16 protein-coding genes, 1 tRNA gene and 1 pseudogene are annotated in these 15,249 nt (G+C 31.8%); 4 read left to right on the top strand and 14 right to left on the bottom strand.

Annotation, left to right across the window (positions count from 1 at the left end):
- Nucleotides 1-117: pseudogene (locus Q1V95_RS16285) on the top strand (DDE transposase); the annotation flags it as partial.
- A gap of 133 nt (nt 118-250) precedes the next feature.
- On the opposite strand, the gene Q1V95_RS04380 reads toward Q1V95_RS16285, so the two are convergent.
- From Q1V95_RS04380 to Q1V95_RS04335, 10 genes are all read right to left on the bottom strand, one after another.
- A tRNA-Ser gene (locus Q1V95_RS04380) sits at nt 251-335 on the bottom strand.
- A gap of 287 nt (nt 336-622) precedes the next feature.
- A complete protein-coding gene (locus tag Q1V95_RS04375) occupies nt 623-1,474 on the bottom strand; it encodes a GLPGLI family protein (protein ID WP_300670756.1) in 852 nt (283 codons plus the stop codon).
- Between the two features lie 80 nt (nt 1,475-1,554).
- Nucleotides 1,555-2,055 (bottom strand): SRPBCC domain-containing protein, encoded by a 501-nt coding sequence (locus tag Q1V95_RS04370; protein ID WP_300670753.1) that lies wholly within the window; start codon nt 2,053-2,055, stop codon nt 1,555-1,557.
- A 113-nt stretch (nt 2,056-2,168) separates the two neighbouring features.
- Nucleotides 2,169-3,275 carry a prolyl oligopeptidase family serine peptidase gene (locus Q1V95_RS04365; protein WP_300670752.1) on the bottom strand — a complete coding sequence of 369 codons (1,107 nt, stop codon included), beginning with the start codon at nt 3,273-3,275 and terminating at the stop codon, nt 2,169-2,171.
- A gap of 61 nt (nt 3,276-3,336) precedes the next feature.
- Nucleotides 3,337-4,155: a helix-turn-helix domain-containing protein gene (locus Q1V95_RS04360; protein ID WP_300670716.1), complete on the bottom strand. Its 819-nt coding sequence runs from the start codon at nt 4,153-4,155 to the stop codon at nt 3,337-3,339.
- Between the two features lie 67 nt (nt 4,156-4,222).
- Entirely contained in the window at nt 4,223-4,828 is a 606-nt protein-coding gene (locus tag Q1V95_RS04355) for a hypothetical protein (RefSeq protein ID WP_300670714.1), read from the bottom strand.
- Nucleotides 4,829-5,056: 228 nt separating this feature from the next.
- Entirely contained in the window at nt 5,057-5,851 is a 795-nt protein-coding gene (locus Q1V95_RS04350) for a hypothetical protein (protein ID WP_300670711.1), read from the bottom strand.
- A 15-nt stretch (nt 5,852-5,866) separates the two neighbouring features.
- Entirely contained in the window at nt 5,867-7,027 is a 1,161-nt protein-coding gene (locus Q1V95_RS04345) for a hypothetical protein (protein WP_300670709.1), read from the bottom strand.
- Between the two features lie 39 nt (nt 7,028-7,066).
- On the bottom strand, nt 7,067-7,597 hold the full coding sequence (locus Q1V95_RS04340) for an NADPH-dependent FMN reductase (RefSeq protein WP_300670706.1): 531 nt from the start codon (nt 7,595-7,597) through the stop codon (nt 7,067-7,069).
- Between the two features lie 335 nt (nt 7,598-7,932).
- Complete coding sequence (locus Q1V95_RS04335) at nt 7,933-8,439, bottom strand: GNAT family N-acetyltransferase (RefSeq protein WP_300670704.1); 507 nt, start codon at nt 8,437-8,439, stop codon at nt 7,933-7,935.
- Between the two features lie 336 nt (nt 8,440-8,775).
- On the opposite strand from Q1V95_RS04335, the gene Q1V95_RS04330 reads away from it, so the two are divergent.
- From Q1V95_RS04330 to Q1V95_RS04320, 3 genes are all read left to right on the top strand, one after another.
- Entirely contained in the window at nt 8,776-10,290 is a 1,515-nt protein-coding gene (locus Q1V95_RS04330; RefSeq protein ID WP_300670701.1) for a glycosyltransferase family 39 protein, read from the top strand.
- Between the two features lie 133 nt (nt 10,291-10,423).
- Nucleotides 10,424-11,224: an AraC family transcriptional regulator gene (locus Q1V95_RS04325; RefSeq protein WP_300670699.1), complete on the top strand. Its 801-nt coding sequence runs from the start codon at nt 10,424-10,426 to the stop codon at nt 11,222-11,224.
- Nucleotides 11,225-11,348: 124 nt separating this feature from the next.
- Nucleotides 11,349-12,188 (top strand): hypothetical protein, encoded by an 840-nt coding sequence (locus tag Q1V95_RS04320; RefSeq protein ID WP_300670697.1) that lies wholly within the window; start codon nt 11,349-11,351, stop codon nt 12,186-12,188.
- Here the strand turns inward: Q1V95_RS04320 and Q1V95_RS04315 are convergent.
- The 4 genes from Q1V95_RS04315 to Q1V95_RS04300 all read right to left on the bottom strand — a co-directional run bounded on the left by Q1V95_RS04315 (nt 12,160) and on the right by Q1V95_RS04300 (nt 15,230).
- Nucleotides 12,160-12,468, bottom strand: a complete 309-nt coding sequence (locus Q1V95_RS04315; RefSeq protein ID WP_366143266.1) for a 2OG-Fe(II) oxygenase — start codon at nt 12,466-12,468, stop codon at nt 12,160-12,162. The two genes, Q1V95_RS04320 and Q1V95_RS04315, sit on opposite strands and share 29 nt — an antisense overlap.
- Complete coding sequence (locus Q1V95_RS04310; protein WP_300670694.1) at nt 12,465-13,217, bottom strand: SDR family oxidoreductase; 753 nt, start codon at nt 13,215-13,217, stop codon at nt 12,465-12,467. The genes Q1V95_RS04315 and Q1V95_RS04310 overlap by 4 nt, the downstream gene beginning before the upstream one ends.
- Nucleotides 13,218-13,289: 72 nt before the next feature.
- Complete coding sequence (locus tag Q1V95_RS04305) at nt 13,290-14,135, bottom strand: methylated-DNA--[protein]-cysteine S-methyltransferase (protein ID WP_300670691.1); 846 nt, start codon at nt 14,133-14,135, stop codon at nt 13,290-13,292.
- 558 nt (nt 14,136-14,693) lie between these two features.
- A complete protein-coding gene (locus Q1V95_RS04300) occupies nt 14,694-15,230 on the bottom strand; it encodes an MFS transporter (protein ID WP_300670688.1) in 537 nt (178 codons plus the stop codon).
- Between the last annotated feature and the right edge of the window lie 19 nt (nt 15,231-15,249).

The raw sequence follows: 15,249 nt of genomic DNA, 5'->3' as shown, positions 1-15,249 counted from the left end.
AGCACAAATGCTTCAGCAGAAAGTTTCAATGCCAAAATCAAAAACTTCAGATTACAACTTCGCGGCGTAAAAGATAGATCCTTTTTTCTATTTAGATTATCCAATCTTTTTGCTTAGTCCCCAGGTTTTGTTCTTGATCCGATTTAATTATTTAAGTGAAAAGTTACAGTATAATTCTATCTGTTAAAGCTCCTACTTTTTAATCACAAAAAAAACCTAGAACTTTTGTTCTAGGTTTCTTGTAATTCTGCGGAGAGAGAGGGATTCGAACCCCCGGACCTGTTACAGTCAATAGTTTTCAAGACTACCGCAATCGACCACTCTGCCATCTCTCCAAAACAGCGATTGTGTCGTTGTTTTGAGTGGTGCAAATATATAAAGCTTTTAGATATTGACCAAATTATTTTTTAAGTTTTTTTCTTAATCTTAATTTCACATCATTTATCGCGTAAAAAGGCAGGTGCTTAAAAGACAAATATAAAATCAACAAATGATTTGTAATATTAAAATGTTATGATTTTTTTGATTGGAAATAGTAGTTTATTTTTATGATGTAACAGGGGAACTTTAAATCCCTTATTGAGGACTTCTTACAATAGTGAATCAGCGATTTTCCTCAAACTTACTTATAATAATCTAACTCAATAAAGTTGTTGTAATTTTTGAAATAAGCCTTCGCACCCTCTTCTTTTCGCTTTATCAAATCTTGCTTTGTTAATGGACTTCCATTTGGTCCCATAAAAATGGTTTCCGACATTTCAGAATTTCCATGGAGAAGCTTTATGACTTTGGCTGGATCTTTTTTATACTCGTTCCAATACTGATTAAACTTTTCTTTGCTAATCGATATTTCTTGTCTTTTCAATTCCATAATGGCTGGTTCTTCGCTAATTTTTTGACTTCCTACGAACTTAAAATTATGATCACCTTTATCATCTGCAACATTTAAAATAAGACCTGGAAGATTAGCAAATTTATAAGGACCATCCTGAATCGGAATCACAGATGTAAACCAAGCTGTCCATTTTCTTCCTCCAAATTCTGTGGTCGCTTTTTGAGACTTAAATCCCTCAATACTCATCGTGTCTGGAAGAATTTTCCAAGAAATTTTGTTCAATTCTTTTATTGAGAAATTATCAGCATTAATGGAAGTATGATAAAAAGTTTCAAAAGAAGGATACATCTTAGAAATTCTAAAATTCGCTTTCGATCTTCTAAGGCTTGTGGCATCCAAAACGATCGATTTTGAGGCACGACCTCTTTCTATTTGCGCATGCAAAAGAGAATCGCGAGATACGAGAAGAGCACTATAAAAGTTAGAGCCGCTTTTTGTAATATCAAGATTCATAATTTCTTTTTCGACTTTGTCTTTATGAAGCGAGTCTAAACGGTAACTATATTCGTACATAAACCTTTGACTCTGTGAGAAAAAAAACACAGAAACAAAAAGAAAAAAGATGCTTAAAATTTTCATATTTAAATAAAAGAATAAAATGTTTTAATACTAAAAGACGCTGAAAACAACAAGATAAAATTGGGATAACAAATTCATTATTATTTGTTTTCTGACAATTGCGCCAATAGTTTTGGTAATTTTATGCGTAACTGCTTTTTCCAACCCATTTGCATAATATAGCTTATCAACACGAATTTTAAACCTTTGTAACCCGATTGTTTCATTGTTAAAATTGTTCCACCACAAGTGGGTTCAAGACTAAAACTTAAAATAGTATCCAATTTAGCAAAAATCCCCTTTGTTAATTTATCAGCAGCATCAGAATGTACACCTGCGCAGGCTAAAGCTTTTTCGCCTGTAGCTTCGCCACGATACGTGTAAGATAAAAACGCTTGTGGCTGAATTTTAAGAACTTGACAATGCGTGATGCCATCCCAACCTTTTTGAGGTTTCATTCTAAATGTAAACTCACGTCCCAAAACAGGTTCAAAATCATTTTCCATAAACCAAGTTCCCAAAAGTTTTGAGTCTGTAACCGCCTTCCAAACAAGGTCTTGATCATATTCTAAAACCGTTTTTAGTTTTATCGTCCTTTGCATTGTAACTTTTTGATATATTGAATGAGGTCATTTAAAAACTTTTCAAAAATATAAAAACCTCAATAAATTTCGGTTTACTGAGGTTCTATTTTTCTAAAATTTAAATATTTTTTCTACTTCATTGTTTTACGAATAATGTCAGTCAAAATTTCTCCACCATTTTCGTTATAAATTAAGCCGTGACCGCCAGTTTCCTGAGTTTCGAAATGCCAATTTTTATTTTTGTTTTGTTCATAAATTTGGTGAACTTCATCATACTTAAAAATATCATCATCTTTGGCATTAATGGAATAAAAGGATTTTGAAATCTTTTTAAAATCTACATTTTCAACTTTTAACTTCGGTGTTGCCGAAACTGCAAAGTAGCCACTGTAAGGCATATTGGGCTGTGTCGCAAACCAAAATGTCGCCGTTCCACCATTTGACATTCCACCAAGTACAATTTTGTTTTTGTCGATATTATATTTTTTTTCAACCTCTTTGGTAATCGCCACAACATTCTTAAAAGCTTCGATTTGATTGACCCAACCAAAATCTTTTTTCGCAAAAGGATAAATAATGATGGTATTTTCGTCCTCACCAAATTTAAAAATCGGTTCCGTAACCACATCTGGTTTATCATAATAATAGTCAGAAATGCTTACAACACCACCATGGAGAAAAACCACTGCTCGACTTGCCTTTTTTTCATCATAGGTTTTGGGAACAAAAACCAAGTAAGGAACATTTTCGGTGCCAGCTTTTGATAAATATAAGGCATAACCAGCATTTGCTTTTTGAAAATGCTTTGACGTTTTGTTTGCCGGAAGCGCATTTTGAGAAATTAATTTTATCCAATCGTCTTTTTTCTTTGCAAGATTAGCTTTAATGGAAGATATAATTTGCTTCCACGCTTCGGTATCATGGACTTTTTCAAAATTTGGATCTTTTTCCAAATAGTCCACCTCACCTTCTTTCATGCCAAGTCCTTTATTTACGGCTTCTTCCAGCCAAGTCAAAGCGAGTTTATCATTATTACAATTAATTGCGGAAACCGAGGCATAATAATATTCGAAATTAGAGCTTTTATCCTGCTTTAGATTTTTCTCGAAAACTTTAACAGCACTGCAATAATCTTTATTTTTTATAAAATTGTCAGCCGCTGACATTTCACTTTCATAAGATTGAGATAAGCAAAAAACAGAACTTAATAAAAGTGTCGATATAAAGAGATTTTTCATTTTAAAATTTTATTCGAAAATAGATAAAATGAATAACCAGTAATTGTAAAAATGGGACATCTTAGTCTTTCAAATGCCAAACGATGTCTTCTTGTCCCAGCAATGAAGCTTTATTGAAAAAGGCTTTCGGCGAATTGTTGGTGAAATTTTTGTAAACTTTATTAAAATGTGATTGATCAAAAAATTGAAATTCGTGCGCAATTTGTGTGAAATTCTCCACCGAATTTTGATGTAACTTTTTCTCCACTGTTTTTCGAAATGCTACAATCTGATGAAACTTCTTAATAGGAACGCCTATATTTTGTTTAAAAACACGATTAATATGTTTTCTACTAATCCCAAGTTCTTTAGAAAGCTTTTCTACATTGAAATTTTCAGTATTCTCGAAAATGGAAATAAGACTTTTTTCGATAATAGGATTGCTAATTTCTTGAAATCTCAAAAGAAGAAAACGGTCCAAATATTTTGTAATAATCTCCACATCTTCAGATGATAACAAATCCTGAATTTCTGAATCCGTAAAAAAACTATAATAATGAATAATTGTGCTAAAATCAATGTTTTTATAAAATTGATTAATCCCGAAAGCTTTAAAAACAATAACAATCCGATGGACTTTTCCCGTTTGTTTTACATTCAAAACTTTCTCGCGAACTGGCGTAAATATTTGAATTGGCTTCGCGATTTCGAGAAATTTCATATCAGCAATATCAAGCCGATTATGTGATTTGTACAACGAAATTGTATTATTATAATGCGGAAAACACTCGTATTCGGTGATGATATTTTCTGGTTTTATGTCCAAATAATAATAGTCAACATACTTCTGAACCTGCAAATCTTGAGGTTTAAAGGTTCGAAAAATGTTTTGATTATTCATGGTCTTGATTGAAGTATTTTTGCAAAAATAGAAAACAAAATATAGTCTTGAGATTTATACTTTAAACTCATTCCCTGTCAATAAATTTAATATCGACGATTTTCCAAGTATTGTTTTCTTTTTCTAAAATTACAGTTGACAAAGGTGATTGCGAATTGTTCTGTTTATAAGTTTCATAGATATCAACGGATGCAGAATTGTCATTAATCTTTTTTACATTTTTAGTAACAAATCCATCTGGCGTCTCTTGACTTTTTAGCCAGTACATATAATACATATCTGGACATTCCTTGTCATAATCATAAGCTTCGGAATTTTCATAATCCGAATACTTAAGAGTGGAAATAAAAGCAGCACAACCAGATAATCTTTTTCGCTCTTTTATTATTAGTTTTTCGGAAACCGTACCCAATTTTCTCAATTCGGTAAAATAAGAAAGTGTGTCAAGTTTGGACATTCCATCTTTATCTTTGATAACATCACAATTGGGAAACTCGTTCTTAAAATACCAATCGTAGAAAGACTTTCCGTTTTTTTCAATATTAGCAAGATCATCTTCATTGCTGATTTTTTCAATATTCTTATGTTCGGAATTTGACACTTGATTCTCAGCTTTTTTATCACAAGAATGGAGAATTAAAAAGGATCCGAATATATAGGCTAATTTTTTCATGTGTTTTTATTTAATAGTTTTAAGTGCTCTTTTATTCATTATTCGAAGTTGTTTCCAAAACTTCTTGTTTGCGTTAAGTAACAGCATCGTTTGTTTTAAAGAAGATTTTCTCAAAGTCAATATAATGTTCGTTTTCATCTAACAAGTTGACAATTTCATATTCCGATTATTCTCAAAATTAATTTGAAAACCTGCAGCATGAAGGGCAAAAAATATTATGATATTACATTATTTTGAAATTTTATAGGCTTTAATCTCCCCAAAAATTGACCAGATTGCAAAAATATAAAAACCAATATTTGCGATGGCTGTTACTACAAGCTGTGCGCTAAATCCATCTTTGGGAAAAGTTTTAATAACATAAATCGAAAAAAGTGGACAGATTAATAAAATAACAATACTAATGATGAGCGATTTTTTACTAAATTTTTGTTCCTCTTTTATCTTTGGAATATACCTTTTGTCAAGCGTTTTTTGATAGGATTCAAGTTTTGAAAATTCTCCATCAGTAGTCATGTCAAAACCAGTTCCTTGTCCGATTAAATCTTCAACAATAAGAAATCTGAGTTCACCAGCTTTATCTGTTTCAATGGCGTTAATCTCATTTTCAAGTTCTTGAAAAAGCTCATCCTCAGAATTATAAAAACCGAAAAATTCCCAAATATTAAGCTCCAAATAATCGTCCGTTTCGAATTTTGATTTTATAAAATCTACAAAATCACTATAGAGCGGAAAAACGCTGGGATAATTCTTTCGGAGAAAAACCCGACTCCTATTCACATTCTTTTCAAAAGTTGGCAAATCAATTTTAAAACTGGGCGATTTTTTTTCTAAATAGTCTTCGGCTTCTTCTTCGCTGTGATTTTTCTCAAATTCAACAAGTTTTTTCCAATCTTGCTTATTTTGTTCAATGATATTTTTATCCAAAAATGTCACCCAAAAAAATGGTAAAGCATTGTTAGCTTCAAAAAGATAGTTTTCCCTTTTTGGATTTTTCAAATACAAATAGCTGCGGTTTCCCATACTTTTTTTAATATATTAAAAACTATTTTCAAACAATTCTTTGTAAAAATTAATTTCGTTTTGATAATAATTAGCAGGCATTTGCTGAAGTTCCGGAAATTCCTTAAAAATAAAATAGTTGCCCGACTTTGATTTACTAATCAAACAAAAAGCTTGTGCGTCGCCTCTCTGATAGATTAGACTTTTGTCAGTCTTAGAAACAAGTTTGCAATTTTCGGAGTAGAAAAATCTAAAATCATTATCAAACAGATACTTAAAATCGTTTTCATTAATCTTAAGCTTTGTATTTGGAGAGATTGTGCTAAGCTTTTTCCAAACGTCCTCCATTTTTTGATTAGTTTTGAAAACACTATAATATTTCGTATTCCCTGCGTCAGCAGGAGAAAAACTCTCTCGATTTGGGTCAGATTTATAAGCGTTAACAACTTCGGTATTCAATTTTTCAAAAAAACTATTTTCTAATTTTGACAATTGAGATTTGTACATTGACCAATTTTGCGTTTGAGAAGTAATTGGTTTAAGCACATTTTTAGCCATTCTTAAATGATAAATTAATTGATTAACTTCTAAATCTGGACTTAGCTCAGGCCGAATATTCCAAAAAGGAGAATCGCTAGAAAACAAGATATATTCTTTCTTATCAGCTAAATAGTCAAAATATATTGCCTTGTATTTACCATCAATTATATAGATTGCGCTGTTGTTGTCTTTGTAAATTACTTTGTCAGCAGGTTTGATGAAATCCTCAATCTTAACGTCAGAAGAATTGTTTTTCTTGAAGATATAAAACTCGCCTTGGTCAGACGAAAACGGTATTATGTCTATAAAATTATAGACTTGGAATCTTCTAAAACCCTCAGATTGACTGTCAATTTCGAAGTCAGGTTTTACTTTCCAGCACATTTTAAAATAATGATTTGGAGTATTCTCTGTGGATAGTTCATTGACTCTATAATTGAATGGAAGATTGAATTTATAATCATCTAATACCTGTGTATATCTGGTTGTCGGGAGATTAAGTATTGCCGTAATCTCATTAGTATTAACTTTCGTATCCTCCGATTCTTTAATTGTTGTGATTGTAGCCTCCTCAGTTGTCGGCAGCGGCTTTTTGTCTTTGCTATCACAGCTGAAACATACTGCTAAACAAATAAAAGTTGAAAAAACTTTTGACATAACTTATTATATTTTCTGATAGTTAAGATAAAAAATATTTTACTTCCTCAAGCAATTTTCAAGACTATTATTAAAGTTAAACATGATTTGTTTAATCTGTTTTTCCAAATCGGCATTCATCAATCCATTTTCATCAAAACGACCTTTAATTCCTTTTATTAAAAGACAATCATTGTCATTAATATTTGCGCCAAGGGTTTTAAGAATTAAATTTAGTTCTTCATGACCTTTTTCGCCACTAGCCGAAGCAGTAATAATTGAAACTGGTTTTTCGTCAAAAATTGTCGTCGAAACACACCATTCCAAAAGGTTTTTTAAACGACTCGGAATACTAAAAATATATTCTGGCGTCGAAAAAATTATTCCATCGGCATTTTCAATTTTCTCACGGAAAACTTCTACTATTTCTGGTGTATTTTCGGTGGTAAGTTCGGTGTCAAAATGCGGTAAATCCGAAAGATTATTAATAACCTCGATTTCAAAATGTGGCATTAGCGCTTTGATAGATTCTACCAACTTTAGATTTGAAGAATTTTGGGTCGCACTCCCAATAAAGGCTAAAATTTTCATTTTTTAAAAAATTATATTCTATTTTTCAAGTCAAAAAAACACATTACAAAACTACTTCTAGCCTTTTCCAATCTCCTTTACAACAAAATCCATTTGTCTATCGAAACCTGTTTTTAAATCTTCTGCTTCAATTAAATAATTTTGAAGATACAGTAATTGTTTCTCTCGAAAATCTTAATCAAAGCCAAACCTACAAGACAAGATTAGTGATTAATAACTTTCTAGGAGTCATTTGGTTAAGTTATAATTTCAAACGGATTTTGGTCTATAACGAGTTTCGAAATATAACCAAACTGTTTATAATTTAATATTTGGGTTGGTTTTTAAATTCAATTTTATAAAGCAACGCGTTTGCCTAATATTTTCAAGCCATATTCTTCTCCCTTGAGTAATGCTATGTTTGGAAGAGTTGCCCAATCTTCGAATCCAAAATATCTGAATAGTTTTAAGCTTGGTTCATTATGTGAGAAAATAAAACCCAGCAAGGTTTTTATACCTAAATTGGGAGCCGCATCAATGCAATATTGTAAAACTTGTTTGCCAAGTCCTTTGCCTCTTTGGTTTTCGTCCATATAAATGCTTATCTCGACGGTTGCATCATAAGCAGGACGCCCATAAAAAGACTGAAAACTGACCCATCCAATGATTTCCTGCGCGTCGTTTTCGATAACCCAAAGTGGACGATTGCTAGAGTTGTGCTCGTGAAACCATTTTTGTCTGCTCTCAACCGAAACTGGCGTTGTATCAGCAGTTACCATCCCTGAAGAAACAGTAGTGTTGTAAATTTCTACAATTCGGGGCAAATCCGATATATTAGCATTTCTATATTGTAATGTTGTCATGTGATTTTTGATTTTAAGGTTGCTTCTCTAATACAATTTGATTCCAAACATTCGATTTAAAAGGAAAAGAGCTGTAATGTTTTTGCAAATTTACGAAAGGGATTTCTTTTTTTATACATTAAATTGGGCTGCTTTGCTTTTGTAAATTAGCTTTAACTTAAAATTTGGTAAAATAAATGACAGGTTATTTTAGCTCTTTTAATTCTTTAAAATACTTTGAATTCGTCTTTTTACTAATTTTGTAAAAGCTAAAGATTTGGATTAAAGAGCGATTTTTTATTTCAAATATTTGTAACAAATTGAGATAAAATGTTGTCTAAATGATAAACAAGCGCCATGAAGAACAAGATTATCTTATTATGCTTTATCCTAATCAAATTTCTCATTCAATATTCGCTGATTAGTCCTGATTATGAACTGCAAAGAGATGAATATCTTCACTTAGACCAAGCCAATCACTTAGCTTTTGGATATTTGTCGGTGCCACCTGTAACATCTTGGATTTCGTACATTATTCAACTTTTTGGAAACTCTGTTTTTTGGATTAAATTTTTTCCTTGCCTTTTTGGTGCTCTTACCATTGTGGGTGTTTGGAAAACTATTGAAGAACTGAAAGGTAATCTTTTCGCACTTATTTTGGGTGCTAGTTGCGTTACGTTTTCGGTTTTATTTAGGCTCAATATTTTGTATCAACCCAATTCTTTGGATGTTCTTTGTTGGACGTTGTTGTATTATTTCGTCATTAAATATTTGAACAGCAATAAGTCAAAATACTTGTATTTAATAGGCTTAAGCTTTGCATTTGGCTTTTTGAATAAATACAATATTATTTTTCTGATTTTAGGAATTCTTCCTGCGATACTTCTAACAAAGGAAAGAAAAATCTTCACCAACAAGAATCTTTATTTAGCAGCTGCTTTGGCATTTTTCCTTATTTTGCCCAACCTTATTTGGCAGGTTAATAACGACTTTCCTGTGCTTCGACATATGAAGGAACTTTCGGATACACAATTGATCAACGTTAATCGTTGGAGTTTTGTACGATCACAGTTTGTATTTTTTCTCGGAACTTTCGTGGTGATTTTTATTGGGCTTTTTGCGTTATTAAAATATCAAGAATTTAAAAAATATCGTTTATTCTTTTGGTCATTCATTATTACTATTGGTATTTTCTTATTTCTGAAAGCCAAAGATTACTATGCCATCGGAGTTTATCCTATTTATTTTGCTTTTGGTTCTGTGTATATTGCCAATCTTTTGGAAAATAAGGCTGGAAAGGTTTTAAAACCAATCGTCATCATTTTGTCAATCGCTTGTTTTATTCCTACTTATCTTATCGCTTTTCCGAATAAGAGTCCAGAATACATCGTAAATCACCAAGAAAAATATCGAAAATTCGGAATGTTAACTTGGGAAGACGGCAAAGAACATCAATTGCCACAAGATTTTGCCGATATGCTGGGTTGGAAAGAGCTTGCTAGAAAAGTTGATAGCGTTTATGCAACAATTCCAAATCATAAAAACACCTTGATTTTATGTGATAATTATGGACAAGCTGGTGCAATTAATTTTTATACAAAAAAGCAGTTGCACGCCGTTTCATTTAGTGCTGATTATATTAATTGGATTGATTTGAGTAAAAAATATGAGAATTTAATTCGTGTAAAAAATGCCTCCGAACGCGAAGATGAATTAAAAGAAACATCGCCATTTTTTCAGCATTCTGTTATTGCAGATTCTATTACAAATCCATATTCTCGAGAGTATAAAACCTCCATTTTCTCCTTTACCAACGCGAAAATTGATATTACGGAAAGAATAAAAAAGGATATTGAAGAGGAAAAGAAGTGATGAAAATTAAGAATTGGTTATTTTGTATTTTTGCAAAGCCTAATTTTAGAAAGCCAATTTAGTTTTAATCAATCAAAACGGAGTGCGCGTTTTTCGAATGTAGAAGAAGTTTTTCAATGTTGATAGTCAAATCATGAATATTCATTTTTATAAAACCCAAAATCCAATTCTAGCCAAATATATCGAGGGATATTATTTTATTTCGGAAGACGAAAACATCAATGATATCAAGTATTGGACGTTTCCTAATAACTACGTAGTTTTTACGTGCAATCAAAATATTGATGTTCAAGTTAATGACAATCATGTTAGCATACAATTATCGGAAACCGAAAACCTTTTGACGAGCCTTGTTCCGAAGTATACGAAGCCAATTCTGATTCATTATAAGCAATTAATCAATGAGTTAACGATTTACTTTAAACCTTTAGGAATCAATTATTTTACAAATGAAACGGACATTATTTTTTCAAAAGAGATAAATGTTGATTTTAAGTTGTTTCCTGATTTTGATGAGGTTTTACTCAATATTTTTAATTCTTCTTTAGAAGATAAAATTGAAATTCTAGAAAACTATCTCGTTTCAAAACTTCAAAATAAAGATTTCAAACTTGTCGAAAGCATTCTTTTATCTATCGAAGATGATTTTAGCATTCAAGAAATTGCCGAACAGCACGAGATTAGCAGACAATATTTGAACAAAGTTTTTAAAAATCATGTTGGTAAATCTTTGTCTGAATACCGAAAAATACACAAATTTCGTCAGTCAATTATTCAACAAAAGGAAAGCAAAAACTTCACAGAACTTTCGCAAAATAGCTTTTATGATCAATCACATTTTATAAGAAGCTTTAAAGATTTGACGGCTATAAAGCCCAATACATTCTTTAAAAACGTAGATACCGAAAAAGAAAATATTTGGTTATTTTTTTAAGAACATGTTTAATATTTTATCAATAAATTTTTAAACAAGTTCTAAGAGGTTTCCATTTATACAATTCTAGTATTAATCGATGTTTTAGCTTTGTAAAGTAATTATTAATTAAAGCCTCTACATTATGAATTGGAAGAAAATCCATGCGTTACTCTATACTTTTTGCAGATATTTTTTAGCGACAATTATTATCTCTTATGCCTCAGCTAAAATATTCGAAACGCAATTTACCGCTCAACCAAGCGTTTACGACAAACCTGTTGGAACATTGACAGGCTTTCAATTGACGTGGTTTTACTTTGGATATTCTTATTGGTACGGTGTGGTTATCGCTTTTACGCAAATCATTAGTGCGTTACTTTTATTCTTCAAAAAGACAACCCGAATCGGAATTGTGTTGTATCTGACCTTTATGATCAATATTTTGTTAATGGATTTCGCATACGACATTGAAGGAGCAAAGGGAATGGCAGTTACATTGACCCTTATGGCGCTTTTTGTCTTTTTCTCCGATTACAAAACATTACTCAAATATTTTGTACAAGAACCACCATTATTTGACAAGGAAGATTTTCCAAATTGGTTAAACAAAATAAGCAAGGCTAAATTTGTTTACATTCCTTTGGTATTTATTGGCTTCGCTTGCTTAGCCATTACTTTGAAAAACAAATACATGGGAAAAACGCCTTTTTATGGGGCTTGGAAAAATGTCGAAAACGAAGATAAATTGTATTTTGAAGCAATGCAAACTTTTCAAATCATTAAAAAAAATGAGCAAAACAATTATGTTAATGGCAAATATACTTTCACAAAAGATAGTGTAACATTAGCGACTTCCGACGACAATGATAATAAAAAACAAACTTTCCTAAAAGCGAAATATGTTTTGAAAGACAGCATTATGACGTTATATACGCCGCAATCTAAATTAGAATTTAAGAGGGTTCGGTATTCAAAGCATTAAACCATGCGTTTGCAATAGGGGCAAGGTATGGATAAACGTTTGTTCTGATTTGTTGAATGATATCAGGTAAAGGATAATTGAAATATTTGTATTCGCCCAAACCAAAACGGTAGCGTTCCATAACTACCGTTTTCCTGTAAGCTTTTGAGTTGTTGTATTCCGATTTCAGCGTTTCGCATTGTTCGTCTGATAACAGATTTTGAATAATGGCGTAACCGTTTGCATGCATTTTTTCGGTTATATTTTGCCAATCTGCATTTTGTAATTTTTGTGTTATCATCTTATCACCGAAATACCTGCGTCTACTGTTAATTCTGTTCCATGAATGTATGAAGCCTGATCCGAAGCAAGAAAAAAAACCGCATTGGCAATTTCTGTTGGCTCGCCCAATCTTTTGAATGGAATTGTAGGAATAATGCTTTTAATTGCACCCTCAATTTGTTCCGTATTTAACCCTGTATTATTGAAAATATTAGTTTTGATATGCCCTGAACTGATTCCGTTGACACGAATACCTTTTTCAGTAAGTTCGGAAGCAAATGTTTTAATAAAAGACTTCACAGCTGACTTTGCTGCGGAATAAACCGAAAAATTTGGGGTTCCAATTTCAGTTACAAAAGATGTGTTTAAGACAATTGAACTTCCATTTTTCATTAAAGGTAAAATTTGCTGAACCGTAAAAAAACTTCCTTTTACTAACATATTGAATAACTCGTCAAAATGCTTTTCGTCTGCAGCTTCAATAGAGGAAAATCTTCCGTAACCCGCATTCACAAATAAGAAATCAATCGTGTCTGTGAATTGTTTTACTTGTTCTTGCAAATTAAAAATGTCATTCATGCTACCTGCATTGGACACAATACCATGAGAATTTTCATCTAATTTTTCTACGGCTTTGCTTACCGTTTCATTACTTCGTCCTGTAATGATTACTTTACCACCTTCATCGATGAATTTCTGTGCTGTGGCAAATCCCATTCCGTTAGTTCCCCCCGTAATAAGTGCGTATTTGTCTTTAAATCGTTGCATTGTTTTTTGTTTTAAAATCTATTACAAAGATTGGAATGCTATAGGTGAAAAGAAACCCGAAACTTGCTATGTTTACAAAATATCAACTTTTGCACTTTCCCAGCCAATAATAGCGCTTTTTCGAGTAGTTCCCCACATATAACCGCCCAAATTACCCGTAGATTGAATAACTCTGTGACAAGGAATGATAAATGCAACAGGATTGCTTCCAATCGCTGTGCCAACGGCTCGAAAAGCATTTGAATTACCGATTTGATCTGCAATACTACCATACGTAGAAAGCTGCCCCATCGGAATTTTCAAAAGCATCTCCCATACTTTTAATTGAAAATCAGTTCCTTTTAAGTGCAGTTTTATTTCATTTGGTTTAGTCCAATCATTTTGAAAAACGGACAACGCATTTTGTTGAAAAAGATCGGTTTTTTGTTGAAATACAGCATTCGGGAATTTTGCTTCAAGCTTATTGAATGCTTTTTCTTCATCCTCCTCAAAAGCCATATAACAAACACCTTTTGAAGTAGAAGCAACGATAATAAAACCAAATAAACTGTCCGAAAAGCTATAATTGATGTTTAAATTTTTACCACCGTTTTTGTATTCAGCAGGTGTCATTCCCTCTATATTTACAAATAAATCATGCAAACGTCCTGTGCCAGAAAGCCCAGTTTCCAAAGCAGCGTCAAAAAGTGTCGTTTGTTTGTCAGTTAATAGTTTTTTTGCGTGTTCGATGCTAATGTATTGCAAGAATTTTTTGGGCGTTGTACCTGCCCATTCGCTAAACAAACGTTGAAAATGAAACGGACTCAAATGCACTTGCTCCGCCAATTCATCAAGATTGGGTTGGTCTTTGAAGTTTTCTTTGATATAATCAATTGCCTCAGCAATTCTTTTGTAATTGATATGTTGTTGCTCGTTCATCGTTCTGAATTTTATCTTGCAAATGTCAAAACTACACCTTTATTGTAAAACCCGAAATTTGCTATTTTTTGAAGTTTTAGTAATAAAAAAATTTTCAGTGTGTTCAATTGAAATAAATGCAAAGACTATCTTCTTGATATAATTTTGGAAATATTAAATTGATAATCAGTAATTTACAAAAATAATCACACCAATTCTTTGTGTTTGGAAATATTTAGTTTTTTACAGCTTTGCCGTTTTTACTCACATGTATTTCTGTAAACAACTCAATGATTAGCACTTTCTCTTCTTGAGAAAGTGGAACATATTTCTCAATCAGTTTATTCATCTATAATATTGTAGTATCTGCTTTAAGATAAGCCAATTTAATGAAAAACACAGTACATTTCACGCACAAAACTACTTATTCACTTCATTGGATGATGACCCGTTATCAAAATTTTGACTTAATTGCAATAGCTTTTTCAATGGATGTATTATTCATGGTTTAGTTCATGTTTGATTTTTTTTAAGTGTGAATGGCAAGATTTTTATTCTTTTTTACAATTTCATGAATGCCTAAATCTCTATCGTTTTAGACAACATGCTAATTCCTTTTCCGCCAGCCATTATTTTTGTGATTTTGCCATTGTTAATACTGAGATCAACTAGGATTAAACTTTTCGATGGAGGCATTATAAACTTTCCTTGCCGGATAGCGACACTAGTTGCTTGTAACATGGACGCCCCTATACCTTGAATCCCACGTGCAATAATAAGCCAAAAAATAGAAGGAGAAATGGCACAAAATATAGAACCTAAACAAAATACAGCTAGACCTATTTGATATATCTTTAACTTACCGATTTTATCTCCTAATTGTCCAAAGGCTAATATAAAGACACCTAATAATATCAAATATAATGTTACCGTCCAAGAAACAATACTAATGCTAGTATGGAAATATTGTACAAATTTTGGCAAAGCAATATTTATTATTCCAGAATCCAAAGTGGACAAAAACATTCCTGCTCCCGAAATAAGAATAATTTTCTGATGAAGTTTATTTTCTAATTCAGGATTTGTAATTTGTTGAGGCGTATCTGCTTTTTTCATTTCATAAAAATGAAAAAAT

It is taken from the genome of Soonwooa sp., assembly GCF_030151385.1.
Taxonomy (GTDB): domain Bacteria; phylum Bacteroidota; class Bacteroidia; order Flavobacteriales; family Weeksellaceae; genus Soonwooa.
Note: the sequence above shows the minus strand (reverse complement) of the source record. Positions and strands in the feature narration are given on the sequence as shown.

What these genes read in the sequence shown, in the direction of transcription:
- Q1V95_RS04335 (WP_300670704.1), bottom strand. Translation starts at nt 8,439, where the DNA reads ATGACAACATTACAATATAGAAATGCTAATATATCGGATTTGCCCCGA.
- Q1V95_RS04320 (WP_300670697.1), top strand. Translation starts at nt 11,349, where the DNA reads ATGAATTGGAAGAAAATCCATGCGTTACTCTATACTTTTTGCAGATAT.
- Q1V95_RS04305 (WP_300670691.1), bottom strand. Translation starts at nt 14,135, where the DNA reads ATGAACGAGCAACAACATATCAATTACAAAAGAATTGCTGAGGCAATT.
- Q1V95_RS04310 (WP_300670694.1), bottom strand. Translation starts at nt 13,217, where the DNA reads ATGCAACGATTTAAAGACAAATACGCACTTATTACGGGGGGAACTAAC.
- Q1V95_RS04370 (WP_300670753.1), bottom strand. Translation starts at nt 2,055, where the DNA reads ATGCAAAGGACGATAAAACTAAAAACGGTTTTAGAATATGATCAAGAC.
- Q1V95_RS04365 (WP_300670752.1), bottom strand. Translation starts at nt 3,275, where the DNA reads ATGAAAAATCTCTTTATATCGACACTTTTATTAAGTTCTGTTTTTTGC.
- Q1V95_RS04355 (WP_300670714.1), bottom strand. Translation starts at nt 4,828, where the DNA reads ATGAAAAAATTAGCCTATATATTCGGATCCTTTTTAATTCTCCATTCT.
- Q1V95_RS04375 (WP_300670756.1), bottom strand. Translation starts at nt 1,474, where the DNA reads ATGAAAATTTTAAGCATCTTTTTTCTTTTTGTTTCTGTGTTTTTTTTC.
- Q1V95_RS04345 (WP_300670709.1), bottom strand. Translation starts at nt 7,027, where the DNA reads ATGTCAAAAGTTTTTTCAACTTTTATTTGTTTAGCAGTATGTTTCAGC.
- Q1V95_RS04315 (WP_366143266.1), bottom strand. Translation starts at nt 12,468, where the DNA reads ATGATAACACAAAAATTACAAAATGCAGATTGGCAAAATATAACCGAA.
- Q1V95_RS04300 (WP_300670688.1), bottom strand. Translation starts at nt 15,230, where the DNA reads ATGAAAAAAGCAGATACGCCTCAACAAATTACAAATCCTGAATTAGAA.
- Q1V95_RS04330 (WP_300670701.1), top strand. Translation starts at nt 8,776, where the DNA reads ATGAAGAACAAGATTATCTTATTATGCTTTATCCTAATCAAATTTCTC.
- Q1V95_RS04350 (WP_300670711.1), bottom strand. Translation starts at nt 5,851, where the DNA reads ATGGGAAACCGCAGCTATTTGTATTTGAAAAATCCAAAAAGGGAAAAC.
- Q1V95_RS04340 (WP_300670706.1), bottom strand. Translation starts at nt 7,597, where the DNA reads ATGAAAATTTTAGCCTTTATTGGGAGTGCGACCCAAAATTCTTCAAAT.
- Q1V95_RS04360 (WP_300670716.1), bottom strand. Translation starts at nt 4,155, where the DNA reads ATGAATAATCAAAACATTTTTCGAACCTTTAAACCTCAAGATTTGCAG.
- Q1V95_RS04325 (WP_300670699.1), top strand. Translation starts at nt 10,424, where the DNA reads ATGAATATTCATTTTTATAAAACCCAAAATCCAATTCTAGCCAAATAT.